Annotated in this window: 25 protein-coding genes; 17 read left to right on the forward strand and 8 right to left on the reverse strand. The window is 45.2% G+C overall.

Annotated elements, in window-relative coordinates; genetic code table 11:
- The first annotated feature begins 272 nt into the window (after window positions 1-272).
- From map to FIV04_RS11195, 3 genes are all read left to right on the forward strand, one after another.
- A complete protein-coding gene (gene map / locus FIV04_RS11185) occupies window positions 273-1151 on the forward strand; it encodes a type I methionyl aminopeptidase (RefSeq protein WP_152469160.1) in 879 nt (292 codons plus the stop codon).
- A gap of 178 nt (window positions 1152-1329) precedes the next feature.
- A complete protein-coding gene (glnD, locus tag FIV04_RS11190; protein WP_152469161.1) occupies window positions 1330-3951 on the forward strand; it encodes a bifunctional uridylyltransferase/uridylyl-removing protein GlnD in 2622 nt (873 codons plus the stop codon).
- A gap of 174 nt (window positions 3952-4125) precedes the next feature.
- Window positions 4126-4509, forward strand: a complete 384-nt coding sequence (locus tag FIV04_RS11195; RefSeq protein ID WP_032551697.1) for a DUF3461 family protein — start codon at window positions 4126-4128, stop codon at window positions 4507-4509.
- 75 nt (window positions 4510-4584) lie between these two features.
- On the opposite strand, the gene truC is transcribed toward FIV04_RS11195, so the two are convergent.
- Window positions 4585-5319, reverse strand: a complete 735-nt coding sequence (gene truC / locus FIV04_RS11200; RefSeq protein WP_152469162.1) for a tRNA pseudouridine(65) synthase TruC — start codon at window positions 5317-5319, stop codon at window positions 4585-4587.
- Window positions 5319-5633: a YqcC family protein gene (locus tag FIV04_RS11205; protein ID WP_152469163.1), complete on the reverse strand. Its 315-nt coding sequence runs from the start codon at window positions 5631-5633 to the stop codon at window positions 5319-5321. The genes truC and FIV04_RS11205 overlap by 1 nt, the downstream gene beginning before the upstream one ends.
- A gap of 87 nt (window positions 5634-5720) precedes the next feature.
- Between FIV04_RS11205 and FIV04_RS11210 the strand changes: the two genes are divergently transcribed.
- Together FIV04_RS11210 and FIV04_RS11215 are read left to right on the forward strand one after the other, a co-directional pair.
- Complete coding sequence (locus FIV04_RS11210) at window positions 5721-6758, forward strand: DUF3549 family protein (protein WP_152469164.1); 1038 nt, start codon at window positions 5721-5723, stop codon at window positions 6756-6758.
- 70 nt (window positions 6759-6828) lie between these two features.
- Entirely contained in the window at window positions 6829-7137 is a 309-nt protein-coding gene (locus FIV04_RS11215; RefSeq protein WP_150869133.1) for a DUF3301 domain-containing protein, read from the forward strand.
- Here the strand turns inward: FIV04_RS11215 and FIV04_RS11220 are convergent.
- Window positions 7082-7627 carry a GNAT family N-acetyltransferase gene (locus FIV04_RS11220; RefSeq protein WP_032551693.1) on the reverse strand — a complete coding sequence of 182 codons (546 nt, stop codon included), beginning with the start codon at window positions 7625-7627 and terminating at the stop codon, window positions 7082-7084. The two genes, FIV04_RS11215 and FIV04_RS11220, sit on opposite strands and share 56 nt — an antisense overlap.
- 702 nt (window positions 7628-8329) lie before the next feature.
- On the opposite strand from FIV04_RS11220, the gene FIV04_RS11225 reads away from it, so the two are divergent.
- From FIV04_RS11225 to FIV04_RS11235, 3 genes are all read left to right on the forward strand, one after another.
- Entirely contained in the window at window positions 8330-8620 is a 291-nt protein-coding gene (locus tag FIV04_RS11225) for a hypothetical protein (RefSeq protein WP_032551692.1), read from the forward strand.
- Between the two features lie 3 nt (window positions 8621-8623).
- Window positions 8624-9067 (forward strand): YaiI/YqxD family protein, encoded by a 444-nt coding sequence (locus FIV04_RS11230; RefSeq protein ID WP_150869436.1) that lies wholly within the window; start codon window positions 8624-8626, stop codon window positions 9065-9067.
- Between the two features lie 78 nt (window positions 9068-9145).
- The gene (locus FIV04_RS11235; RefSeq protein ID WP_152469165.1) at window positions 9146-9871 is read left to right on the forward strand and encodes a MipA/OmpV family protein; all 726 of its coding nucleotides are present in this window, start codon (window positions 9146-9148) and stop codon (window positions 9869-9871) included.
- 117 nt (window positions 9872-9988) lie between these two features.
- Here the strand turns inward: FIV04_RS11235 and FIV04_RS11240 are convergent, their stop codons facing one another.
- From FIV04_RS11240 to FIV04_RS11250, 3 genes are all read right to left on the reverse strand, one after another.
- Window positions 9989-11575 carry an AbgT family transporter gene (locus FIV04_RS11240; protein WP_032551689.1) on the reverse strand — a complete coding sequence of 529 codons (1587 nt, stop codon included), beginning with the start codon at window positions 11573-11575 and terminating at the stop codon, window positions 9989-9991.
- A gap of 387 nt (window positions 11576-11962) precedes the next feature.
- On the reverse strand, window positions 11963-12088 hold the full coding sequence (gene ykgO / locus FIV04_RS11245) for a type B 50S ribosomal protein L36 (protein ID WP_005380299.1): 126 nt from the start codon (window positions 12086-12088) through the stop codon (window positions 11963-11965).
- Window positions 12089-12349, reverse strand: coding sequence for a type B 50S ribosomal protein L31 (locus FIV04_RS11250; protein ID WP_150869137.1), 261 nt, complete (start codon window positions 12347-12349; stop codon window positions 12089-12091).
- A 120-nt stretch (window positions 12350-12469) separates the two neighbouring features.
- On the opposite strand from FIV04_RS11250, the gene tsaA reads away from it, so the two are divergent.
- The 6 genes from tsaA (at window position 12470) to FIV04_RS11280 (ending at window position 16933) form a co-directional block, all read left to right on the forward strand.
- Window positions 12470-13165, forward strand: a complete 696-nt coding sequence (gene tsaA, locus FIV04_RS11255) for a tRNA (N6-threonylcarbamoyladenosine(37)-N6)-methyltransferase TrmO (protein ID WP_152469166.1) — start codon at window positions 12470-12472, stop codon at window positions 13163-13165.
- Between the two features lie 100 nt (window positions 13166-13265).
- Entirely contained in the window at window positions 13266-14984 is a 1719-nt protein-coding gene (locus tag FIV04_RS11260; protein WP_152469167.1) for a proline--tRNA ligase, read from the forward strand.
- Window positions 14985-15196: 212 nt separating this feature from the next.
- Complete coding sequence (locus FIV04_RS11265) at window positions 15197-15865, forward strand: tellurite resistance TerB family protein (protein ID WP_152469168.1); 669 nt, start codon at window positions 15197-15199, stop codon at window positions 15863-15865.
- Window positions 15866-15984: 119 nt separating this feature from the next.
- Window positions 15985-16188 (forward strand): YaeP family protein, encoded by a 204-nt coding sequence (locus FIV04_RS11270; protein WP_032551682.1) that lies wholly within the window; start codon window positions 15985-15987, stop codon window positions 16186-16188.
- A gap of 2 nt (window positions 16189-16190) precedes the next feature.
- Window positions 16191-16382: a DUF4250 domain-containing protein gene (locus FIV04_RS11275; RefSeq protein ID WP_152469169.1), complete on the forward strand. Its 192-nt coding sequence runs from the start codon at window positions 16191-16193 to the stop codon at window positions 16380-16382.
- Window positions 16383-16603: 221 nt separating this feature from the next.
- The gene (locus tag FIV04_RS11280; protein WP_032551679.1) at window positions 16604-16933 is read left to right on the forward strand and encodes a hypothetical protein; all 330 of its coding nucleotides are present in this window, start codon (window positions 16604-16606) and stop codon (window positions 16931-16933) included.
- Between the two features lie 331 nt (window positions 16934-17264).
- On the opposite strand, the gene glyA is transcribed toward FIV04_RS11280, so the two are convergent.
- On the reverse strand, window positions 17265-18515 hold the full coding sequence (gene glyA / locus FIV04_RS11285; RefSeq protein WP_150869141.1) for a serine hydroxymethyltransferase: 1251 nt from the start codon (window positions 18513-18515) through the stop codon (window positions 17265-17267).
- Window positions 18516-18861: 346 nt separating this feature from the next.
- Here glyA and FIV04_RS11290 point away from each other — a divergent pair, with 346 nt between their 5' ends.
- From FIV04_RS11290 to FIV04_RS11300, 3 genes are all read left to right on the forward strand, one after another.
- Window positions 18862-19464, forward strand: a complete 603-nt coding sequence (locus FIV04_RS11290) for a YitT family protein (RefSeq protein WP_032551676.1) — start codon at window positions 18862-18864, stop codon at window positions 19462-19464.
- A gap of 129 nt (window positions 19465-19593) precedes the next feature.
- Window positions 19594-21096 carry a winged helix-turn-helix domain-containing protein gene (locus FIV04_RS11295; RefSeq protein ID WP_152469170.1) on the forward strand — a complete coding sequence of 501 codons (1503 nt, stop codon included), beginning with the start codon at window positions 19594-19596 and terminating at the stop codon, window positions 21094-21096.
- Window positions 21097-21239: 143 nt separating this feature from the next.
- Complete coding sequence (locus tag FIV04_RS11300; RefSeq protein ID WP_152469171.1) at window positions 21240-22157, forward strand: hypothetical protein; 918 nt, start codon at window positions 21240-21242, stop codon at window positions 22155-22157.
- Between the two features lie 120 nt (window positions 22158-22277).
- On the opposite strand, the gene treC is transcribed toward FIV04_RS11300, so the two are convergent.
- A complete protein-coding gene (treC, locus tag FIV04_RS11305) occupies window positions 22278-23969 on the reverse strand; it encodes an alpha,alpha-phosphotrehalase (protein ID WP_152469172.1) in 1692 nt (563 codons plus the stop codon).
- Window positions 23970-24026: the final 57 nt, after the last annotated feature.

The raw sequence follows: 24026 nt of genomic DNA on the forward strand, positions 1-24026 counted from the left end.
CGCCAAGAGGGAGAAAACAGTCCTGATGTCCGGCGCGCTTTATACCATATTTTGTCTATCTTTGGCTAGAAAAAATTCTGTTTTAAGGCTCAACAACAGCTACTGATAAAGTGCATTTTTACGTCGCTGTGATGGAATCATTTGTCGTCTTTCCACCAGCACTAAGAGTAACCACCCCTTTAGTATGGATATGGCAGTGTTGCGCTAAACTGCTGCACTGCTAGAATAGCCCCATACGCACACTTAGGTGCGACCTAATTAAGAGATATGCAATGGCTGTAAAAATTAAAACTGCTGAAGAAATCGAAAAAATGCGCGTCGCCGGTAAACTGGCTGCAGAAATCCTAGAGATGATCGAACCTCACATTCAAGTGGGTACGACAACGGAAGAGCTGAACAAGCTTTGCCACGAGTACGCTCTAGAGAAAGGCGCATATTCAGCTCCCCTTGATTACCATGGTTTCCCTAAGTCAATTTGTACTTCTATCAACCACATCGTTTGTCACGGTATTCCAGCAGAGCAAGACGAAGTGGGCAGCACTGGTCAGCACAAGCCAGCAGTACTTAAAGACGGTGACATCCTAAACGTAGACATCACGGTTATCATCCCTGATGACAAAGACGCAGACTTAAGCGTACGTCCTCAAGGTTACCACGGTGACACTTCTAAAATGTTCCTAGTTGGTGACGTATCACCAGCAAACAAACGTCTATGTATGGTTGCACAAGAAGCCCTATACGAAGGCATGCGTCAAGTTAAGCCAGGTGTTCAACTAGGTCAAATCGGTACTGCGATTGAGAAGTACATCAAGACCAACAACAAGAACAACCCTCGTGCTAAGTTCTCTATCGTAAAAGATTACTGTGGTCACGGCATCGGTTCTGAATTCCACGAAGATCCACAAGTCGTACACTACAAAAACAATGACCGCACAGTACTGAAAGCGGGTATGTGTTTCACTATCGAGCCAATGATCAACGCAGGTAAGTTTGGTTGCCGTCTTGATGACGAAGACAGCTGGACAGTGTACACCGCAGATAGCAAGAACTCTGCACAGTGGGAGCACACGCTTGTTGTGACAGACACTGGCTGTGAAGTTCTAACGCTACGTAGCGATGATACTATTCCTCGTATCATGAAAAACGCTTAATTCATCGAATTAAACAGCTCGAAAGAATGAAAATGTCCTCGCCTTGTCGAGGATATTTTTTTATCTGCAGATCTTCTCACCTCTCTTCGATAAACCGTTTGCACAACCATTTCGGTTTCCGCGCAACCTCTGGTAAATTGTCTGTTATTCCTATTTTTGCTTGCACGGATAGCAAACTATGCCATACCAATGCCCTCTTACGTTCAAAGAAGAACAGATAGAAATCAGTGAACTCAAACAAAAACTCGAACAGTTCACCGAGCATCAGAAAAACGAGTTTCTCAATCATCACCCCGTTACCGACCTAGTCCTCTCACGCTCCGAATATATGGACCGTATTTTGAGTCGACTTTGGCAGCACTTTGGATTTAGTGAATTACCCCACATCAGTCTAGTTGCCGTGGGCGGCTATGGCCGCGGCGAACTTCACCCGCTTTCCGACATTGATATTCTTGTCGTTTCCCAGAAAACACTACCCAAAGCGTTAGGCGATAAGGTCAGCGAGTTCATCACGCTCCTTTGGGACCTGAGATTAGAAGTCGGTCACGCAGTTAGAACCGTCGCTGAATGTTTAGACATTGGCAGTGCCGATCTTACAGTAGCAACGAACCTGCAAGAATCTCGTTTATTGTGTGGCAGTGAAGATACCTTCCAGCAGCTAAAGATGAAGATCCATTCTGACTCATTTTGGCCAAGCGAGACCTTCTACAAAGCAAAGATTCAAGAACAGAAAGAGCGTCATGCGCGCTATCACGACACAACCTACAACTTAGAGCCAGACATCAAGTCGACTCCGGGCGGCCTGCGCGACATTCATACATTAAGTTGGGTTGCTCGCCGTCACTTTGGCGCGACGTCTCTACTTGAGATGAGCAAATATGGCTTCCTTACCGACGCCGAGTACCGCGAGTTAGTCGAATGTCAGGATTTCTTATGGCGCGTACGTTTTGCGCTACATATTGAACTGCGCCGCTACGACAACCGACTCACCTTTGCCCACCAAGCTCAGGTTGCCGAGCATCTTGGCTACTCTGGTGAAGGTAATCGCGGCGTAGAGATGATGATGAAGGAGTTCTATCGAACCCTGCGTCGAGTCGCTGAGCTCAATAAAATGCTGCTTAAACTGTTTGATCAGGCGATCATTAATGGCGGAGAAACCCAAGACGCTCAAATTCTCGATGAAGACTTTCAAAGACGCGGCTCTCTGATTGAGGCTCGCAAGCCAGCTCTATTCCAGGCGCGTCCAGAAACCATTCTCGATATGTTTATCCATATCGCTAATGATTCCTCTATTGAAGGCGTGAGCCCCCCAACGTTAAGACAGCTACGTACAGCACGTCGCAGGCTTAACCGCTTTCTGCATACGATCCCTGAAGCGCGTGAAAAGTTCATGGCCTTGGTACGCCACCCTAACGCACTGCATAAAGCCTTTAGCCTGATGCACAAACTTGGGGTACTTTCCGCTTACCTACCACAGTGGAGTCAGATTGTCGGTCAGATGCAATTCGACCTTTTCCACGTTTACACCGTGGATGAGCACAGCATTCGACTGCTAAAACACATCAACCGCTTCAGTTATGCTGCCAACCACGACAAACACCCAATCTGTTGTGAAGTTTACCCACGTATCCAGAAAAAAGAGCTGTTGATTCTGGCAGCCATTTTCCATGATATCGGAAAAGGGCGCGGTGGTGATCACTCTGAGATTGGCGCTGTGGAAGCGTACTCTTTCTGTATCGAACACGGTCTATCTAAACCCGAAGCTAAGCTTGTCTCTTGGCTGGTTCAAAACCACCTATTGATGTCAGTGACCGCTCAGCGTCGTGACATTTACGACCCGGATGTGATCACAGAATTCGCCAAGAAAGTACGTGATGAAGAGTCACTGGAGTATCTGGTCTGTCTAACTGTCGCTGATATCTGTGCAACCAACCCTGAGCTCTGGAACAGCTGGAAGCGAACCCTGTTAGCTGAACTCTTCCACTCTACTCAGCGAGCTCTACGCCGTGGCTTAGAGAACCCTGTCGATGTGCGTGACCGTATTCGCCACAACCAACAGATGGCATCTGCCCTACTGCGTAAAGAAAGCTTTACTGCACGCGAAATAGAGGTGCTGTGGCAACGCTTTAAGGCTGACTACTTCCTGCGCCATAGCCATAAGCAGATCGCTTGGCATTGTGAGAACCTGCTGCGCCTTGAAGACTCTAGTCAGCCCCTGGTACTGATCAGTAAAAAACCAACACGTGGCGGTACAGAGGTATTTGTGTATTCAAAAGACCAGCCGGCACTGTTTGCGACCGTGGTCGCAGAGCTGGATCGACGCAACTTCAACGTCCATGATGCTCAAGTGATGGTAAGTAAAGATGGTCATGTTCTCGATACCTTTATGGTGCTCGATCAGCATGGCGAAGCCATCGACGAGGCGAGACATAAAGCGGTCATCAAACACCTAACCCATGTATTGGAAGATGGTCGACCAACCAAGATCAGAACTCGTCGCACACCGCGTAATTTGCAGCACTTTAAGGTGAAAACTTCCGTAGAGTTTTTACCAACCAAGAGTAAGAAGCGTACCTTAATGGAGCTAAGAGCGCTCGACACGCCAGGATTGTTGGCGCAAGTGGGTGCAACCTTTGCCGAGCTCAACATCAACTTACATGCAGCAAAAATTACCACCATAGGTGAACGTGCCGAAGACTTGTTTATCTTAACCAGTGATATTGGAGGGCGCTTAACCGAAGAGCAACAGCAAGCCCTACGTGAACGTCTTACTGAGCACGTATCAGAGCTCGCGCCATAGTTAGACCACCTCTAGCAGGTAGTTGAATATTCTGCTTTTAGTGTGGGCAAGGTCGAGAGAGCGATCTTGCCCACAACTTAGTATCAATTCATTCACCAGCGCTATCTAGCTCATGATTAGGCTGCTACATTAACCTATGTAATCCGTCTTCCATTCAGATACTAGAGGTCGCTTATGTATCCAAACCTCACTGGTTTAGGCATCCATGAACCTAAACAGATTGAACGTTACTCACTTCGTCAAGAAGCTCACAAAGACATCCTAAAGATCTACTTCCGCAAGCAAAAAGGCGAGCTGTTCGCTAAAAGCGTCAAATTCAAATACCCACGCCAAGTAAAAAGTGTGTTGGTCAGCGGCGGTAACAACCAGTATAAGGAAGTTACTGAGATCAACCGCAATCTAACGCTAGTGATTGATGAGCTGAATAAGATCACCAAGCCATCACCAAGCAGTGACGTCGATGTGAAACAGAAGATACTGACCGACTTACGTCACCTAGAAAAAGTAGTTTCAAGCAAGATCGCAGAGATCGAAGCGGATCTAGAAAAACTGAAGTGATCCCTTTCTTAAGTTAATAAAAAGGGCTGGTAGTTTTCCACTATCAGCCCTTTACTTTATTTTGTAGTCAGCGATTTACTTCTGCGCAACTAACTCAGTATCCCACTCAAACTGCCTAAACAGGTTCAGCCAAGTCTCATCTAAACTCGCTCTCATCACCACCTCTTGCTGAGTAAACGGGTGAATGAAGCGCAATTCTGAAGCGTGTAGCAGCAGACGGTGTGAATCAAGGTTCTCTCTAAATAGTCGATTGTGCTTACCATCACCATGCGAGGTATCCCCGACAATTGGATGTCTCAAGTGAGCCATATGGCGACGCAGTTGATGCTTTCGACCTGTCTTTGGCAACATTTCAACTAAACAGTAACGACTGGTTGGAAAGCGCCCTGTCGAATACGGCACTTCTACTTTAGCGAGAGGCTCATAGACAGTGATCGCCTCCTGCGCCTCTTTATCTTCTTTTGCGAACTTGTCAGCGATCTTATCCAGTTCAACCTTAAGTGCGTAATCTAGGGTATCACCCTCTTCTATCCACCCACGTACGATCGCATGATAGGCTTTCTGCATCTCATGGTTCGCAAACATCGGCATCACCTCAGAGGCAACTTCACTCGATAAAGCAAAAACGAGCACACCCGATGTCGGCCTATCTAAACGGTGCAGAGGAAACACGTGTTGACCAATTTGATCACGCAGCGTCTGCATAACAAATTGTGTTTCATGTTTATCAAGCCACGAGCGGTGAACCAACATACCTGCAGGCTTATTGACCGCGACAAAGTACTCGTCTTGATAGATGATTTCTAACATTATGCGCACACCTCATCAATCTGCTTTATGAGCATCAATAGCTCACTCTTAAACGCATCATTTTTCCACACTTCAACAAAGTAAGGAGCCATTGAAAAACCTTTCGGCAGTGCTGCACCTGACGCGATCATCGCCTTAATTCGAGCAATGAATATCCACTGAAGCCACTGTTCAGGCTCAAGCGTATCAATAGCAAAAGGCTGCGTGCTCGCCAGTGCTTCATCGCTAGGCGGCACCTCACTCCATAGCTGTGCGTGTTGTAATTGCAGCTCCAACTGCTGAAGCAAAGAGAATAACTGTGTGGTTGCCGTCATTTTTCACCAAGTAATTTATCGCATGACCTTGAAATTGGGCCATAGAGTACCATCTATTGGGGAAAGAAAGTTAGGAGCTTATTACTGATGGAAACAATTCACACGCTCACCCAGCTGTTGAAAAATAGCGGCTGCCAATATGAAATCTACGATCTTGGCCGTCGAATTCAAAAAGTCGACAACGATCTATTTGCCGATGTTGAACAAGGCATGCAGCCCTACCCGTTCCCATTACAAAAACAGGCACACCTAGCAATCAGCTACTGGAACGAACAGAAGCAGCCTTGGATCTGGTTTCTAAAATTTAAGCTCGATGAGCGCGGCCTATTGAGCCAAGCTGATATCGGTAACTTCTTAAAATTCGTACTGGAGGCAATGGGCACTCGTCTAAGTGGCGATATGAGTGAAGAGCAGCAACAAAAGCTCTCTAACAACCCATATACCTTTAAGCCATCAGAAGACAAAATGGCGGTATTCCATAGCCAAGTTCGCGCTGAGCTATCACTGCCAACGAGCCAGTACTATGAGCATGCACAGCACTACTTTACGGGCGATCTTGGTTGGGAGAACTGGCAGACCGTGGGCTTGCAAGGCATCACGGATATGTGTGCTCGTTTAGGCGATAAGCAAAACGGCGTTGCCATTCGTAAAGCCCTTCGCAAACTGCCTTCTGAACCACTTTATGCCACCCTTGGTGCACTTGAACACGCCACTCTTAGCGATAAGCTTGCAGAGCGTATTCAAGAGATGGCTGACGACCAGATCAACAGCCAAGATCCAGACCTATTCTTACTGTCTGCATTAGTTCGTGCTCTATCAGGCGCTGACTCTTCAATCGCAAAACAAGTCGTCAACAGCGTACTGGCTAGCCCAAGACTGAGTCACCAAGAGGTATTGATTGGTCTTGCAGGAAGAGGCTGGCACACATTACAAGACGCTAAAATCGCAGAGCAGTTCTTGCTTCGCCTTGCCCAAACAGGCAACCAGAACCTGTTCAATCAGCTGTTTGCTGATCTTGTGATGATTCCAAGCTTACGAATGGTATTCTTACCACTCTTAAACTCGAACCCATCACCAGAACTAGCTAACGCTTTGATTAAGCTACAACAAGCTGCAAAAGCCTAATCAATTCAAGCTTTGTGAAGATTGAATACAAGCATTAAAACCGGATTGATACAAAAGGACGTGTCGAAGAATGATAGATAATTTATTGGGGATTCTGTTTCTTTGTTTCTTTTGCTTTCTGTTTTGGCAGCAACGCCGACAGTCAGAGCTTGCTAAGGCGGCGATTGCGAGAAAATGCAAAGAACTCGATCTTCAGTTGCTAAGCGTGGCATTCAGTGGTCACAAATTAAAAATGCGTCACGAGTTAACCACAATTTGGCGCTGGCACACCGTATATCAGTTCGAATTCTCTGCTCTAGGTGATGACTGCTACAAAGGCAGTCTTACCATGGTTGGCTTTCGCGCGATGCGTTTTGAGCTACAGCCTCATAGAATGTGATTTTCTTTTCGCTAAGTTCCGAGTAACGATATTCGTGGTAAGGACCAAATTCATCTTGCTTGGTTCCTGCAAATTCAAAGCCTAGCTTGTCTAGCAATTTAATGGAGGGGTTGTGAGTGACATTCACTGTTGCCACAACCTCATTCAGATCCGCTTCAAATCTCGCCATATTGAAAAAGGGTTTCGCCACTTCGCTGGCAATACCTTGATTCCAAAAGCGCTTGTCTAGAATAAATCCCAGCTCATAACGACCTTCGCTGTGAGAGATAAAGATATGTCCCATATATTCGCGAGTTTGGTTATTAAGAATGGCGCGGGCAAAGCCTTCTTGATCAGATAATATGTGCTGAAACAGACGCTTTGCTGATGAGATGGTATGAGGTCCATTCATTTCTGCTCGATTTACCGGACAACAGTTGAGCTTGATAAAATCAAGTTCTAGCTGCTCGGTATACGGCACGATTAAAGTTCTTGCAGTCGCAATCGTCATATCACACTCCTTGTGTGGACAATATTGAATTTGAATAGATAAAGAAAAGCCCCGACACCGAAGTGTCAGGGCTAGGGTCTTACTCGCAGCAGTCCGGCTACTAATTAATGCTCCATGCATCATCCATAATAGTGGCTGTAATCCTTCAGCTCTTTCCTTTACTTCGCCGTCCTAGCGGTGTCCTATCATCCTGAAAGCTAACAATCCTCGTTAGCGCACATCACTTGTTCCGTGAGCGGTGTCCTTTACATCATCCTGATGTTGTTCCTAACCTTTATCCTAAAGGTGTCCATTGCCAATCCGTTGCAGTTAATGTCCTATCAACTGTCGTATCCCTACAATGTCCTTACGCTCCATGCTTGATCACTCATCCTAAGTAACCAAATCTTCATCCTGAAGATAACCAAATCCTTGGTGCTTTCCTGTTCCGTGTCAGACTCCTTCCGACAAGGTTTAATTTACGCGATTTAGGATTTCGGACAATAGATTTGCATCACATTTTGAGTTCAACCAAGTTGTTAATTATATAAAACAATTAAAATTCAATACCTTAACCATATGCATATCAATTTCTCCAAAGAAGTATTCGCGTTATCTCACAACGTTTGTAAGAGATCTCTCACAAGCGAATGTCGCTTTTAGGATTCGCTATCCACAGCTTGAGCGAGTAACATACAGAGAGATGACGTTATGGAGGTTAATATGCTAACGAAAGATGTCTCAGACGAGCTAAAAAGTGTTCTGGAAGGACTGCAAGCTCAAGGAAAAGAACCGACGGTTGCACTGGTCAAGGCACGTATGAGTACACCGGTGCCAATGCCGGCACTGATAACGACGATTAAAAGCTGGAAGAGTGCCAACCGAGTTCCAAAAGTCGAAGTCGCAGCTCCACAAGACAATGCCACCGACAAACTTGCACAACTCGAACAACAAGTGATCGCCCTTACTGAGCGTGTAACTCAACTTGAAGCAAAACTAGCAGAGAAAGAATAGATGATGAAGATTTGGGTTGATGCCGACGCCTGTCCTAAGGTAATTCGAGAAACCATCGTACGTGCCGCAGAGCGTACAGGCGTTGAGTGTACCTTTATTGCCAACCACGTAGTGCCTGTTCCAAAGCGCAATAACATTCACTCGATCCAGGTACCCAGTGGTTTCGACATTGCAGACAACGAGATCGTCAAACGTACCGAAGCGGGTGATCTAGTGATCACATCAGATATTCCACTCGCCGATGAAGTCATAACCAAAGGTGCATTAGCACTCAGTTCTCGTGGTGAGCTATATACTAAGGAGACCATCAAAGCACGTCTCAATATTCGTGACTTTATGGAAACCATGCGTTCTAGTGGTGTACAAACGGGTGGCCCAGCATCACTTTCACAGACGGATCGACGAGAGTTTGCCAACCATCTCGATCGCATTCTTGCTAAACGCTAAGCCACTCATAAATCATCTCTGAAATAAAATTCGCACTGCTCCGTTCTTATCTATTACGACAATAACGGAGTATTGCTTATGATGTCTCGCATCGCCCTTCCACTTGCCCTGGCTGTCACTGCCAGTTACCCCACTTTTGCCAGTGAAGAATATGGTATTGTGGGTGGTAGCCTCACTGTAGGTGAAAGCGTCTTTTCAACCAAGGACTCAACTCAAGTGGGTGCTACACCCAACCTTTTCTATTCAGGCCCTATCGGATTTGTTGACGGCAGCTTAGCCAATTGGCAGGTCTTACCCTATGTTGGTCTTTCTGGTCAGTGGCGCTTCGCCGAAGTGTCCGATACCTTTACCGACTTACCTAATGGTATTGAAGACAGAGACGGGAGTGGTGAACTCGGCTTAACACTCGGCACTGTTGGAGCGCGTGTAACTTTTCTGCATGATGTAACCTCAGAGCATGAAGGCTATGAAATTCAGCTGCACCTAGGACGCACACTTGATACTTGGGATTCTGCATTCACCCTTACCCCCTACTTTGAAGTCGACTATCGTGACGAAAAACTCTCAAATCATCTTTATGGGATAAGCGCAGCAGAATCGACCGCATCTGGCTTAGCCGCCTTTGATGCAGACGGGACATTTGTTTATGAGGCTGGTGTGATAGGACTGTATGAGTTTACTCCTCACTGGATTGGTATCAGTAAGGCTGAGTTTATTCACCATGATACCGATAGCCCGCTTATCCAAAGAGATGTAGGTTGGTCGTTAGAGGTAGGTTTGACCTATCGTTTCGCAGGCCTGTAGTCTTGTGATACTCGCTATTAGCTCTTCTATAAGTTGTTTATAGCTAGCTACAACATGAACAAAAAAGCCTGCACACTGTGCAGGCTTTTACATTCATTATGAATTTACGATTCAGTACTATGGCGTGTAGTAAGTTGCAGCGCCAGGACCTACAGGTAGGCCGAATACGAATACCCATACGTAGAACATTAAGCTCCAACCAACGATGAATACAATCGAGTATGGAAGCATAGTTGCGATCAGAGTACCAATACCTAGGTTCTTCATGTAACGCGTTGCTACTGCAAGGATAAGACCGAAGTAGCTCATCATTGGAGTGATGATGTTCGTAGTTGAATCACCGATACGGTAAGCCGCTTGAATCGTTTCTGGCGCGTAACCAACAAGCATAAGCATTGGAACAAAGATAGGTGCTGTTACCGCCCATTGAGCAGAAGCTGAACCGATCATCAGATTAATGAAGCCACACATTAGGATGAATGCGAAGAACAGCATTGGACCTGTTAGACCGATGTCTTGTAGGAAGCTTGCACCCGCTACTGCGAATACTTGACCGAAGTTCGTCCACTTGAAGAAAGCAACAAACTGAGCAGCGAAGAATACAAGTACGATGTACATGCCCATAGAAGACATAGACTTAGACATTGCATCGATAACGTCGCGGTCAGTTTTCATTGTGCCGGTCACTTTACCGTAAACGAAACCAGGAACTGCGAAGAATACGAAGATGAACGCTACGATACTCTTAAGGAACGGAGAACCCGCTACCGTGCCAGCTGCAGAACGTAGAACACCGTCTTCAGGAACAATTGTCCAAGCAAGAAGAGCTGATACTGCTAGAACTGCGATACCTGCTAGCTTAAGACCTTTCTTTTCAACGTCTGTCAGCTTGCCCATTGAATCGTTTGATAAATCTTCAGACGCTTCTTCGTCATTGTATTTACCCAGTTTTGGTTCAACAATCTTCTCGGTTACGAATGCACCCGTAATTGCGATGAAGAAAGTAGACACAAACATGAAGTACCAGTTTGACTCAGGACCAACTGTGTAAGTCGGGTCGATCATTTGTGCTGCTGTTTCTGTAATACCAGAAAGCAGTGGATCAACCGTACCGATTAGAAGGTTTGCAGAGTAACCACCAGATACACCAGCGAATGCTGCCGCTAGACCGGCAAGAGGGTGACGACCTAAAGAGTGGAAAAGCATTGCTGCAAGTGGGATAAGTACCACGTAACCAAGCTCAGAAGCTGTGTTAGAAATGATACCTGCGAATACCACAGTTACAGTAACCATACGCTTAGATGCGCCCATTACCATGCCACGCATCGCAGCAGATAGTAGACCAGAGTGCTCAGCAATCGCTACACCTAGCATTGCAACAAGCACAGTACCTAATGGCGCAAAGCCAACAAAGTTTTTAACGAGATTCGTTACGATAAGTTGTAAGCCTTCAGCATTAAGTAAGCTTACAACGTGGATCATGCCGTCTGCAGCACGACCAGGGGCACCTTCTGGACGAGGGTCCATAACAGACACTTCAAAGTAACCAGCGATACCTGAAGTAACTAAGATTGCGACACAAAAGATTGCGAAAAGAGTGATCGGGTGGGGTAATAGATTCCCCAAATACTCAACACCATCGAGAAAACGGGTAAAAATAGGTTTCTTTGGCGAGTTGTTTTTTATTGAAGCTGATGAACTCATCAGTTCCCTCCTTGTAGTGATTCCTATGCAAATGTGACAAAAATGTTCAAATTGCAGGCGCAGAGTACTCGACAAAACAGTCAATTAGAAATGCAAAATGTTACAAAGTGTGTAATAAATCATATAAATTAACGCCATTAGAACAAAAAATTAGCAAATAACACCAATTTAAATACAAATAACAGATTAATAATTCATATAAATACATTCATTCTGTTTATACGTCGTACCCTAACTACTTGATTCAACTGCGAGTAAAATTACTCCGTACGATAAAAAACCTTCTAAAATCGTTAAAATGCTCGCTAGAGAAAGAGATCACTGCCTAATAATGAAAAATGTGACCTCATCTCCGATTTTTACATGCTTTTCACATGCCATTGACGCTTACTTTTGCACCGCTTTGAATCTTGGATTGGTTTTGCAAATTACATAAAGGCGCCCTCTTCGCTTCACGATTTGGCAATCAGGATGACGACTTTTAGCGCTTTTTAGGGATTTAACGACTTTCATTTACTTCTCTCCTTTGCTGAATTGACCAAAGCGACGTGTAAAGTTCGCCACGCGACCTTCTTTATGGATCACACGCTGCTTGCCGGTGTAGAAAGGATGTGATTTCGACGACACTTCAATCGTGAAGTACGGGTAAGTGTTACCATCTTCCCACTCAATAGTGCGATCCGTTTGCAGGGTCGAACCAATTAGAAAATACTCATCAACACTCGTATCGTGAAAAACAACAGTACGGTACTCAGGGTGAATATTCGGCTTCATTTCTTTACTCCATCATTTAATTGTTATGATATAACGTTGCAAATGATAATTATTATCAAAAGAAACACAAGCGGTTTTATGATATTTTTGCCACAAATCGTAAGTTGAGACGCCCAAAGTATGTACACAATTGAGCCTATTGGTTTTATAGAATCGCCATATAAAGAGAAGTTTGCCGTACCTAGACAGCCAAGGTTAGTGCCTTCAGCACGTGCTCGCGTCAAACTATCGGGAACCGCGAACTGCTTAGAGTCAGTGCGAGAAATAGAACAATTCAGCCATATTTGGTTACTGTTTCTATTCGACCAAAACTTACAAGCGGGCTGGAAGCCTACGGTTCGACCACCACGCTTGGGCGGCAACGATAGAGTTGGCGTGTTTGCTTCTAGAGCCACTTTTAGACCAAACGGTATTGGCATGTCAGCAATAGAGCTAAAAGGTGTCACGCAAGAGAAAGGCCAAACTTACCTAGAATTGGGCAGTGTTGATTTGGTTGATGGCACACCAATTATCGACATCAAACCCTACATCCCCTACTCAGATTCGATTCCAGATGCACAAGGGGGTTTTGCGACCGAAGAGCCGATGACATTAGAAGTTAATTTCTCTCAACAAGCGCAGCATAAACTCAGTCAACACCCAAGTGGCCGTCATATGATCGCCGTGATCAAAGAGGTACTTGCCCAAGATCCTCGCCCTGCTTATAAGAAAGGCAAGCCAGATTCCAAGGAATATGCAGTAAATTTGTTCGATCTGAACGTGAAATTCACTGTTGAGGCACTTTTCATCAATGTTACTGACATTGAACGCTTTTGAGATCCCAAATAGGCTGATATTATATGCGGCTAAATCGGATTTATTGTGGCAAAAGCTGCAGTAAATTTTCTTTAATTTATGATGAAACGGATACCATAGAATGCGTACCAGTAACTATCTTCTTTCTACTCTGAAAGAGACTCCAAACGACGCAGAAGTTATCAGCCACCAGCTGATGCTACGTGCAGGTATGATCCGTAAGCTAGCTTCAGGTTTATACACTTGGCTACCTACCGGTCTGCGTGTACTGCGTAAAGTCGAAAACATCGTTCGCCAAGAGATCGATAATGCAGGTGCAGTTGAGACTTTAATGCCCGTAGTGCAGCCGTTTGAACTATGGGAAGAGACTGGTCGCAGCGAAAAAATGGGCCCAGAGCTACTTCGCTTTACTGACCGTCATTCACGTCCGTTTGTTCTTAGCCCAACAGCTGAAGAAGTGATCACAAGCCTAGTTCGTAACGAAGTAAACTCGTACAAACAGCTACCACTGAACTTGTACCAGATTCAAACTAAGTTCCGTGATGAGCGTCGTCCACGTTTCGGCGTAATGCGTGCACGTGAATTCAGCATGATGGATGCGTACAGCTTCGATATCGACAAAGCAGGTCTAGAAAAATCTTACCAAGCGATGCACGATGCTTACTGTAAAGCCTTCGACCGTATGGGTCTTGAGTACCGTCCAGTACTAGCAGACTCAGGCGCTATCGGTGGTAGTGGTTCTCAAGAGTTCCACGTACTAGCTGAAAGCGGTGAAGACCTAATTGCATTCTCTACAGAATCTGATTACGCAGCAAACATCGAAAAAGCAGAAGCACTTGCTCCTACTGAAGAAGCTGCGGCTCCAACTCAAGAGATGGAACTGGTTGATACTCCAAACGCGAAAACTATCGCAGAGTTGGTAGAGCAACACGGCCTAGCAATCGAGAAAACAGTTAAGACTCTATTCGTTAAAGCTTCTGATGAAGTAGATGCAGACATCATTGCTCTAATCATCCGTGGCGACCACGAACTGAACGAAGTGAAAGCGGAAAACCTTCCACAAGTTGCTTCTCCACTAGAGATGGCTTCTGAAGAAGAAATCCGTGCACTAGTAGGCGCTGGCCCTGGTTCACTTGGCCCTGTAGGTTTAGAGCTACCATTCATCGTTGACCGCTCTGTTGCTGTAATGAGCGACTTTGGCGCAGGTGCAAACGTAGACGGTAAGCACTACTTCGGTATCAACTGGGGTCGTGACGTTGAGCTTGCTCAAGTAGAAGATCTACGTAACGTAATCGAAGGCGACCTAAGCCCATGTGGTAAAGGTACACTTCAGCTTAAACGTGGTATCGAAGTGGGTCATATCTTCCAACTGGGTAACGTTTACTCAGAGGCGATGAACTGTGGCGTGCTTGGTCCTGACGGTAAGAACGTTATCCTTGAGATGGGTTGTTACGGTATCGGTGTATCACGTGTTGTTGCTTCTGCAATCGAGCAGAACCACGACAAATACGGCATCATCTGGCCAGACGCACTAGCACCTTTCCAAGTTGCTATCGTTCCAATGAACATGCACAAGTCTGAAGAAGTGAAAGCAGCAGCTGAGAAGCTATACGCTGAACTAACAGCTATGGGTATCGAAGTACTATTCGATGACCGTAAAGAGCGTCCAGGCGTAATGTTCTCTGACATCGAGCTAATTGGTATCCCTCACACTATCGTGATTGGCGACCGCTCAATGAAAGAAGGCAACTTCGAATACAAGAACCGTCGCGAAGGCACTAAAGAAGCAATCGCAATGGATTCAATCGTTGAGCACGTAACTGCTCAGTTTGCTAAGTAAGCAGACCGTCATCGATTGAAGCGACACTCGATTGAACCTATATTCGATTAAAACTCTAAAAGGCTGCCACATGGCGGCCTTTTTTATGCCCCTCGTCTTCTCCCCTCTCTCTTAAGCTGAATGTAAATCATTGTAAGTTAATCCTCTGTTCATCTTCGGGAACGTATAGTGAATCTAAAGACAATTCCAATGTGTTTATTTCTGGAGGTTCCATGGATATTAAAAGTTTACTAAACCAAGCATTACAATCGGATCTGGTAAAACAAGGCAGCCAAAAGCTCTCTCAAGGCTCCTCCAGCTTAAGCGGGCTGACTCAAGACAAAGGTAAACTCGGTGCGCTCGGTGCAGGAGCAATTGGTGGTGGTCTATTAGGCGCGTTAATGGGGTCTAAGAAAACCAAGAAAATCGGCAAAAAGGCGGTTGGTATTGGCGGCGCTGCAGCACTCGGCGCTTTAGCTTATAAGGTGTATAACGATTACCAAGCTAAACAAGGCGCACCGGACTCATCTCCACAAGCGACCTTTGATGAACAAGATTCTAATCATAATCTGCTGATCCTGCGCTCAATGATTGCCGCCTCAAAAGCGGATGGCCACGTTGATGAAGAAGAGATGGCGAAGATAGAACAAGCGGTTGAAAATATGGGCGCAGACTATCAACTGACCAAGCTTGTCTCTGAAGAACTGCATAAACCTTTAGACCCAAGTGATATTGCGCAACTAGCCACCAGCCCACAACAGGCAAGTGAAATCTATCTCGCTTCGTTAATTGTGGTAGATGAGCAGAATTTCATGGAAAAAGCGTACCTCAAAGAGCTCGCTCGCCAGTTAAACCTAGCCGATGAGGTGAAACTACAGCTAGAACAACAGGTCACCGTTTAACCTCATAAAATGAGATCTTGAGCAAGAACAAACTAAACTGAATATTCGTTGAATGCGCTTTGTTTTTGCTTTTCTCTGTGTGTATATTGAGAGAAGTTATCATTTAGTTAGGTATAGAAATGAAAGTATACGATTGTTGTGATTTAGTTCGTGAGCTTTACTCTCAAATCGGTAGTGGCGATCAAGGCTACATCCCTCAAGCTATTACATGTGCAGTGAAAACACTCAACGATTTAGCCGCAGACGAGTCTTTGCCACGCGAAGCACGTGAACGTGCCGCTTTTGCTGCAGCAAACTTGTTGATCTCTGATTTCGAGGACTAGGCATGAACTTAGCGAATTTTGAAACCATGGATCCTGTGATGCTGATGAGCATCGTAAACATGAAGCTACGTGACGACTTCTCTGGCGACCTCGATAAACTCGCTAACTTCTTCGATATTGATAAAGCTGCACTCGAGGCAAGACTCGCGACTGCAGGCTTTGAATTCCTACCAGAAGCGAAACAATTTCGATAAATCCTCGTATCGTCTAGATTGATAAAGGCCAACCTCGTGTTGGTCTTTTTTATTGGCGCGAGTTAAAAGCAAAAAACTTATTATAAATTATCGATTTGCACCTATACTTTTATATCTTTACATCTACTTACGCTCCTTGAGTCGAAGCCTGTCGTTGTAAAAGCTACCCGAAGCAGGAAGCAAAAATCGTCGCTAAAAAGAATAAAGGTGAAGGATTAACAATGAAAAAACTCGGACTTTTTACTGTGTTCGCAGCAACACTCATCACTGCAGGTTGTGCTTCCAATACTCAACAAGACAACTTTCGTGAAGCCTCTTTTGAACTATGTAATACAGAAGTCGATCTCTATTCAGTGAGCCATGACGAAAGAGTTCGTATTGTCTGCTCAGACGGCTCCAAGTTCGCCCTCAGTAATGAAGATACGCTAGAAATCATGCGCGATATCAACATCGACTATTGTGATGGCGAAGGCTTAGGTCAATTCAGCGAAAGCCGCCATTATTACTCATTTAAATGTAAGTCAGGCACCCTACTCAGCATCAAAAAGTAGAACCAAAACACGCAAATCGCGAAGAGTTAATGTCACTGCATTAACTCTTTCTAGCACCTGCCTTCTATACTCTCAGCCCCTAAACACCAGATATAAAAAAGGCCCCTATAAAGGAGCCTTTCAAATCGTATTTTTCAATCAAATAGCTTTCGTTCAATCAAAAGGCGCGGAGTTTTCAACTCCCCCCCCCCTAAAAACGAAAAGGCCCCCAAAGGGACCTTTTAAACTCTTTTTCAAAGTAGATGAGCGAAGTTCAAGGAGCTCACACGGAGTTTGCGCTAGCAAATGAGTATGTGCGACACAGAAATTCGTTCACTCTACGCAGAAAAAATTAAGCATAAACTGGTAGACGCTTACAGATTTCTAGCACTTTTGCTTTTGTTGCTTCGATAACAGACTCATCACCCATGTTATCTAGGATGTCACAAATCCAACCTGCTAGCTCTTTCGCGTCTGCTTCTGTGAAACCGCGACGAGTGATAGAAGGAGAACCAATACGGATACCTGACGTTACAAACGGGCTACGTGGATCGTTTGGTACTGAGTTCTTGTTTACTGTGATGTTTGCCGCACCTAGTGCTGCATCCGCTTCTTTACCTGTGATGTCTTTGTCGATTAGATCAACTAGGAACAGGTGGTTCTCTGTAGAACCTGAAACGATGTTGTAACCGCGAGCGATAAACTCTGCAACCATTGCTTTTGCGTTAGCAACTACGCGTGCTTGGTACTCTTTGAACTCTGGCTCTAGAGCTTCTTTGAACGCTACTGCTTTACCAGCGATAACGTGCATTAGAGGGCCACCTTGGCCGCCTGGGAATACTGCTGAGTTCAGCTTCTTATATAGGTCTTCGCCTTCGTTAGAAAGGATAAGACCACCACGTGGACCTGCTAATGTTTTGTGCGTTGTTGTTGTAACAACGTGTGCGTGTGGTACTGGGTTCGGGTAAACACCTGCCGCGATTAGGCCAGCTACATGCGCCATATCAACGAATAGGTAAGCACCTACTTTATCAGCGATTTCACGCATGCGTTTCCAGTCACAGATTTGAGAGTAAGCAGAGAAACCACCGATGATCATCTTAGGCTTGTTCTCGATAGCTAGCTTTTCCATCTCTTCGTAATCGATTTGACCTGCTTCGTCGATACCGTAAGGGATAATGTTGTATAGCTTACCAGAGAAGTTTACTGGAGAACCGTGAGTTAGGTGACCACCGTGCGCTAGGCTCATACCTAGAACTGTGTCGCCTGCGTTCAGTAGCGCCATGTATACAGCGTTGTTCGCTTGAGAACCTGAGTGAGGCTGTACGTTCGCGTACTCAGCACCGAAAAGCTCACATGCGCGCTCGATTGCTAGAGTTTCAACTTTATCTACGTACTCACAACCACCGTAGTAACGCTTGCCTGGGTAGCCTTCAGCGTATTTGTTTGTTAGCTGAGAACCTTGAGCTTCCATTACACGTGGGCTTGTGTAGTTTTCTGAAGCGATTAGTTCGATGTGTTCTTCCTGGCGAAGAGTTTCTTCTTGGATAGCTGCGAATAGATCCGCATCGTAATCAGCGATGTTCATGTCACGCTTAAGCATCTGTATCTCCTGACTCAGATTGTACTGAAAGTTTCAAAAAAACCACATAACGACCGAAAGCAAACGTTTTCGTCACCGTTCTAATGGGACGCATCATACATAATTTGATCTAGGTCATAAAGAGCTAATTGCAATTTTATCATGCAGTTTTTTCATAATGACATATAAGCTTCATCATACTTATGCGACACATCGCATCAGCACGCGACTTACTGTCAAGTTTTCGCTTTACACCCTGTAAAACGAATATTACATAGGTTTACCTTAATTTTGTGTCTCAAGCTACCGAAAATGCATGTTTTTCTCTACTATGCTCGCCTTTATTGGCTAGGTAATTATTAAAACGATGGAAAAACACTCACGTAAAGAAGATTGGGTTGCCATTCTTACAGGCACCTTCTTAGTTGCACAAGGCGTCTTCTTTTTACAGTCTGCTCAACTACTTACTGGCGGTACCACAGGCTTGGCTCTTCTATTGAGTCAATTTCTACCTGTCACCTTCGGTGCGCTTTACTTTATCGCAAACTGTCCATTCTATATATTGGCATGGAAACGCTTTGGGCGTAATTTTGCCATTAGCAGTGCTTTTTCCGGTGCTTTAGTGTCTGTTTTTGCGGATCATCTGTATTTAGTTATCTCTCTTGATGCCCACAATGAAATTTACTGTGCGATTGCTGGCGGCCTGCTCATGGGGCTAGGTATGCTGATTCTATTCCGCCATCGCTCAAGTTTGGGTGGCTTCAACGTACTGTGCCTATACATCCAAGACCGTTATGGCATCTCAGTAGGTAAGACTCAAATGGCTATTGATGCTTGTATCCTATTTGCGTCGTTCTTTTTTGTATCACCTTGGATCATCGCTGTTTCTGTACTTGGCACTGCGGTACTGAACGTCGTGCTCGCGATGAACCACAAACCTACACGATACTCGGTTAGCTACAGCTCATAGGCTTGTTGGTTAGCGCTCACTTTCTCGATTTTGAGCCAGAATAAAGTTAGTGCTTTTATCCGGGATACTTAGCTGCTTTTTATAAACAAAGCAGCTAAAATCGTCTGCTTTTATGAAACACGGTTTCCTATGCAAGACTTCCTCGCTGCTGCTCAGGCTAACAATACCTCTATCGTCATTGCCGATCTGGTGTACAACCCTAGTACCCGTGAGTTAAGCACACCTCAAGAAGTCATCAACCTAGAGCCACGCTCAGTTGAGCTACTGGAACTGCTGTTACGTCATGTTGGAGAGCCACTCTCAGCTGAGCTGATCATCCAAGAGATTTGGCAAAGCAGCTTTATCTCTAAAAACGTTCTGACTAATCGAATCAGCACGCTGCGTTCAATACTGCAGAAGCACCTCCCAGACAGCGACGCCACTAAAATTTTAGTGACCTACCCGCGCAAGGGCTACTTTCTCAATCCTAGCTCTGTGCGCCTAGATAACGCTGAAATAGAAAACAATGTAGAACCAAAGCCAAAGCATAACAAAACGGCTTCAAAGCCATCTTGGTTATGGTTGGTGACGCTCGTGTTACTCGCAAGCACCATCACGCTTGGCTATCTGTTGTGGCAATCCCCAAATCAGAACTCTGAGCTTACCCGACAGCAACGTCTAATTCCTAAAGTCGAACTATTGCTTAGCCGCATCGATGCCGTCGGTGATAACGCTAGGCAATATCGAGCGTCTATTAAAGCCCTACTGTTACAACAGCAGATCGAATACTCCTACACAGATCTCGCAAATCAAGATGCACCGAGTTACTTCGTCGATCCAATAGATAATTCCCCGTTCTTCCCGGGCGCAAAAAACATGCGTACCAGCGATTACCTCTTAAACATTCAGTTGAAAGATCAAGATGTCGACTCTCGCCTTGGCGCTCAGGTCAGCCTAATCTACCCAAGTTCAGGCAAACTGGCCTTTCGTGGCGTCTATACCCTCGATGTTGATAGTCTTAGTGACAGCCTGATGGAAATAAATCGAGATCTCGCAGACTACTTCGCGTTACCTAAGCCAGGAATGCCACATTGGTCTATCGATAACAGTCAACTTAGTGCGTTACTAACTAAGCAGTTTATTGATTTAGAATCTATTGAGCTTAACTGCATGAATTCAACCCTGATGGCTCGCCACCTCGCGCTGTTCGAAACTGACCATCAGCGTTTAATCCGTTTTACCAACCGAGTGCAAACCCACTTTAAGTTGCTTCCAGACGAGCTCAAACTGTGGCTTGGCGTCATCCATTTTAAGCTGCGCGATCTACCAACTGCCAAAGAGCTACTCACCAATCCATCTGGTCACTCGAGCATTGAGAATGCACTTATCTATATGATGATCTCTCACATCAGCTTTCAACAAGGCAACCTCGATAACTTCCGTTTGAACTACATGGAATCTTTAGTCGCTCTATTAAGGGTTATCCCTTCCGAAGAACTGTTTTCTAGGCTGTCGCAGCCGGAGTCAAAAGAGACCTGCCTGCAACCTTGGAGCAGCCTAAAGCTGAGTATCAAGGAGCCTTTGATCATCAAACAATGGGAAAACCTAATGATTAACTACTGCACCTCAGTAGGTGAAGAGTTCGCCAATTAAAAAATATAAAAACTTTAAAATCATAATCTTAAATATAAATTAAGATCTCATGTGACTTCGTTTTTTGCCCTCTAAACAACCAAAAACCTAGTATTCCGAGCAGTTTCGGCAAGCCTTGCCAGTTCACTTTAGGAATACTTAACATGCATAAAACTCTGACTCTACTTACCGCTTCATTGGTTGCTCTATATGGCTGTGGCGGCGGTGGCTCTTCTTCAGGCTCATCAACTGGAAACCAAAAAGGTCCAAACAACCAAGCAGACTTTCCAATCAAAAATGCGCAGTTTGCTCCTAAGCACAGTACAACTATGAACTATGAGTTAGAGGCCGATGGTCAACCAGAAGGCAATATGTCTATGCTCTACGTGCCATTGAGCCCAGACGAACTCATCAAACACTTACAAGAAACCCCTGATAGCGAAGCATTACTAAAAGTTGTTCACGACCTTCGTAACTATGGCGTCACTCAGTTCTACCTGTCTGAAACCATCATTGATGAAGATATAATGACAGCGGACTATACGTTTTACTTTGCAGGCACCGACAGCGCCCTTCATGAAATCACTGATACCTACTTTATCGATAGCCAGTACATCACAACCATTATGCGCAGCAGCCCTCTGTTCCGACTTACTGGTGCAGATGTAAAAGAGAGCAACCCTATCATTGATATCAGTGAAGAGACCGTATCCATCCAAGCAACCCTAGATGGTGAAGCAGTGATTAATATGCTTACTGACTTTGACGATCACCAATGGGTAAAGAACCTGCCTGCTAATGACTCTTGCAGTGTGGTGTGGCAACAACAAATCAATGAAACGGGTGTAAGAAAGAGCTTCACCGTTTCTGGAAAATCCATCGAAGCAGCCAACCTTACCGAAACCAACGAATACTACTTAAATTGCGACAGCGTGGATGACTCAATGCACTTCTCTAGCACAACTGAGCGTTGGTTTAACCCAAGCATTGGCCTTCTAACGCAAATCGAACTTCTCAATGCAGAAGGTGCGGTGATTACTGAAGAGAAAGCGACCTTGACGGCAATTAACCAAGCCTCATAAACAAACGGTTAAACATATAAAAAAGAAAGGCTTTGAGGAGCACCGCAAAGCCTTTCTTGGACATCGAGCCCCTACCCTATCTAGGTGGGGGCCTATTTAGGGCAAGCCTATGGCTCAATATTACGCTTCGTTATCGATCAACAGAATGCGCGTCTCATAGGGACGCAGTACTTGATGATGAGATGCCGCTGAGTTTTGAGTATCCGTATAGTTAGACAGTAGAGTCTTAGCGCGATTCATCGCAAAGCGCTCAGGAAGCACACACTCAGTCTCTTCACCGTAATAGTTGTTGATACATAACAGAGTTTGGGTTTCAGTCTGGCGAGCATACGCAAAAATGCTTGAGTGCTCTGGCAGCAAGTCTTGATAATCACCATCGGTGATCACTGACACTTCTTTGCGTAACTCAATCAATTTTTTGTAGAAATAGAACACTGAGTCGGAATCTTCAACTGCCTGTTTGGCATTCACTTCACGGTAATTGCTTGCGACTTCAAGCCAAGGCTGAGCCTTTGAAAAACCAGCATAATCCGAAGTATCCCACTGCATTGGAGTACGAGAGTTATCACGAGATTTCTGCGCCAGAATTGCCATCATATCTTGGTGTGAAACGCCTTGCTCATTAACCATCAGCTGGTAGATATTGGTGCTTTCGACATCACGGTACTGAGCAATATCTTGGTAGCCAGGGTTGGTCATGCCAATCTCTTCGCCTTGATAGATGTATGGCGTGCCTTGCATCATATGTACTGACGCCGCCAACATCTTCGCAGATTCAACGCGGTAGTTCTGATCGTCACCCAAACGGCTTACCACACGAGGTTGGTCGTGGTTACACCAGAAAAGCGCGCCCCAACCTTTGCCGTTGAGTCCACTCTGCCAATGGTTAAAGATCGACTTCAGCTGTAAGAAATCAAACGGCGCTTTAGTCCACTTTTCACCATTCGGATAATCCACCTTCAAGTGGTGGAAATTGAACACCATTGATAACTCTTTGTTATCTAGGCTTGAGTATTGCTGACAGTGTTCAAGGGTTGTCGATGACATCTCACCAACCGTTACGCTGCCGTACTTTTGGAACACTGCGTCACTGATCTCTTGCAAGTATTCGTGAACTCGTGGGCCATCCGTGTAGAAACGGCGACCGTCACCAATATCATCGTTAGGGAAATCTTGCTGCTTAGAAATCAGGTTGATGACATCTAAACGGAAACCATCCACGCCTTTCTCTGCCCAGTAACTGATGATCTCTTTGACTTCACCACGAACCTTAGGGTTTTCCCAGTTTAGGTCGGCTTGCTCTTTCGCAAATAAGTGCAAGTAGTATTGACCCGTAGCTTCATCTAGCTCCCAAGCATTACCACCAAACTTCGACTGCCAGTTAGTTGGTGCCTTGCCATCAACCGGATCTTTCCAGATGTAGTAATCACGATATGGACTCTCTTTATCGCCCAAAGCCGATTGGAACCAAGCATGGTGAGTGGACGTGTGGTTAACAACAATATCCATGATAATGCGAATACCGCGTTGGTGAGCCTCTGCCAACAATTGGTCAAAGTCCGCCATAGTGCCGAACTCTGGGTTTATCGCGTAGTAATCAGAAATATCGTAACCATTATCGACCATCGGTGATTGGTATACTGGCGTTAACCAAATGGCGTCTACACCCAGCGTTTTTAGGTAATCTAACTTTGATATCACCCCTTGAATGTCGCCAGTTCCTTTGGCGCCGCTATCGCAAAAACTCTTCGGATAAATTTGATAGATGGTTGCGGTCTTCCACCACATCGCATCGCTATTCTGATTGGTCATCTCTACTCACTTACAAAAAGAAAAATGGAGCAACAGTGACTCAAACAACTGTTGCTC

The organism is Vibrio sp. THAF190c, from assembly GCF_009363355.1.
In the GTDB taxonomy this organism is placed as follows: Bacteria; Pseudomonadota; Gammaproteobacteria; order Enterobacterales; family Vibrionaceae; genus Vibrio; species Vibrio fortis_A.

Bases quoted from the DNA above. Each gene is read 5' to 3' on its own strand.
- treC (WP_152469172.1), bottom strand. From the start codon at position 23,969: ATGACCAATCAGAATAGCGATGCGATGTGGTGGAAGACCGCAACCATC.
- FIV04_RS11270 (WP_032551682.1), top strand. From the start codon at position 15,985: ATGAAAGTATACGATTGTTGTGATTTAGTTCGTGAGCTTTACTCTCAA.
- FIV04_RS11265 (WP_152469168.1), top strand. From the start codon at position 15,197: ATGGATATTAAAAGTTTACTAAACCAAGCATTACAATCGGATCTGGTA.
- FIV04_RS11195 (WP_032551697.1), top strand. From the start codon at position 4,126: ATGTATCCAAACCTCACTGGTTTAGGCATCCATGAACCTAAACAGATT.
- FIV04_RS11250 (WP_150869137.1), bottom strand. From the start codon at position 12,349: ATGAAGCCGAATATTCACCCTGAGTACCGTACTGTTGTTTTTCACGAT.
- FIV04_RS11275 (WP_152469169.1), top strand. From the start codon at position 16,191: ATGAACTTAGCGAATTTTGAAACCATGGATCCTGTGATGCTGATGAGC.
- map (WP_152469160.1), top strand. From the start codon at position 273: ATGGCTGTAAAAATTAAAACTGCTGAAGAAATCGAAAAAATGCGCGTC.
- FIV04_RS11235 (WP_152469165.1), top strand. From the start codon at position 9,146: ATGATGTCTCGCATCGCCCTTCCACTTGCCCTGGCTGTCACTGCCAGT.
- glyA (WP_150869141.1), bottom strand. From the start codon at position 18,515: ATGCTTAAGCGTGACATGAACATCGCTGATTACGATGCGGATCTATTC.
- FIV04_RS11295 (WP_152469170.1), top strand. From the start codon at position 19,594: ATGCAAGACTTCCTCGCTGCTGCTCAGGCTAACAATACCTCTATCGTC.
- glnD (WP_152469161.1), top strand. From the start codon at position 1,330: ATGCCATACCAATGCCCTCTTACGTTCAAAGAAGAACAGATAGAAATC.
- FIV04_RS11280 (WP_032551679.1), top strand. From the start codon at position 16,604: ATGAAAAAACTCGGACTTTTTACTGTGTTCGCAGCAACACTCATCACT.
- FIV04_RS11215 (WP_150869133.1), top strand. From the start codon at position 6,829: ATGATAGATAATTTATTGGGGATTCTGTTTCTTTGTTTCTTTTGCTTT.
- FIV04_RS11230 (WP_150869436.1), top strand. From the start codon at position 8,624: ATGAAGATTTGGGTTGATGCCGACGCCTGTCCTAAGGTAATTCGAGAA.
- FIV04_RS11210 (WP_152469164.1), top strand. From the start codon at position 5,721: ATGGAAACAATTCACACGCTCACCCAGCTGTTGAAAAATAGCGGCTGC.
- FIV04_RS11300 (WP_152469171.1), top strand. From the start codon at position 21,240: ATGCATAAAACTCTGACTCTACTTACCGCTTCATTGGTTGCTCTATAT.
- ykgO (WP_005380299.1), bottom strand. From the start codon at position 12,088: ATGAAAGTCGTTAAATCCCTAAAAAGCGCTAAAAGTCGTCATCCTGAT.
- FIV04_RS11220 (WP_032551693.1), bottom strand. From the start codon at position 7,627: ATGACGATTGCGACTGCAAGAACTTTAATCGTGCCGTATACCGAGCAG.
- FIV04_RS11260 (WP_152469167.1), top strand. From the start codon at position 13,266: ATGCGTACCAGTAACTATCTTCTTTCTACTCTGAAAGAGACTCCAAAC.
- truC (WP_152469162.1), bottom strand. From the start codon at position 5,319: ATGTTAGAAATCATCTATCAAGACGAGTACTTTGTCGCGGTCAATAAG.
- FIV04_RS11225 (WP_032551692.1), top strand. From the start codon at position 8,330: ATGCTAACGAAAGATGTCTCAGACGAGCTAAAAAGTGTTCTGGAAGGA.
- FIV04_RS11290 (WP_032551676.1), top strand. From the start codon at position 18,862: ATGGAAAAACACTCACGTAAAGAAGATTGGGTTGCCATTCTTACAGGC.
- FIV04_RS11205 (WP_152469163.1), bottom strand. From the start codon at position 5,633: ATGACGGCAACCACACAGTTATTCTCTTTGCTTCAGCAGTTGGAGCTG.
- FIV04_RS11240 (WP_032551689.1), bottom strand. From the start codon at position 11,575: ATGAGTTCATCAGCTTCAATAAAAAACAACTCGCCAAAGAAACCTATT.
- tsaA (WP_152469166.1), top strand. From the start codon at position 12,470: ATGTACACAATTGAGCCTATTGGTTTTATAGAATCGCCATATAAAGAG.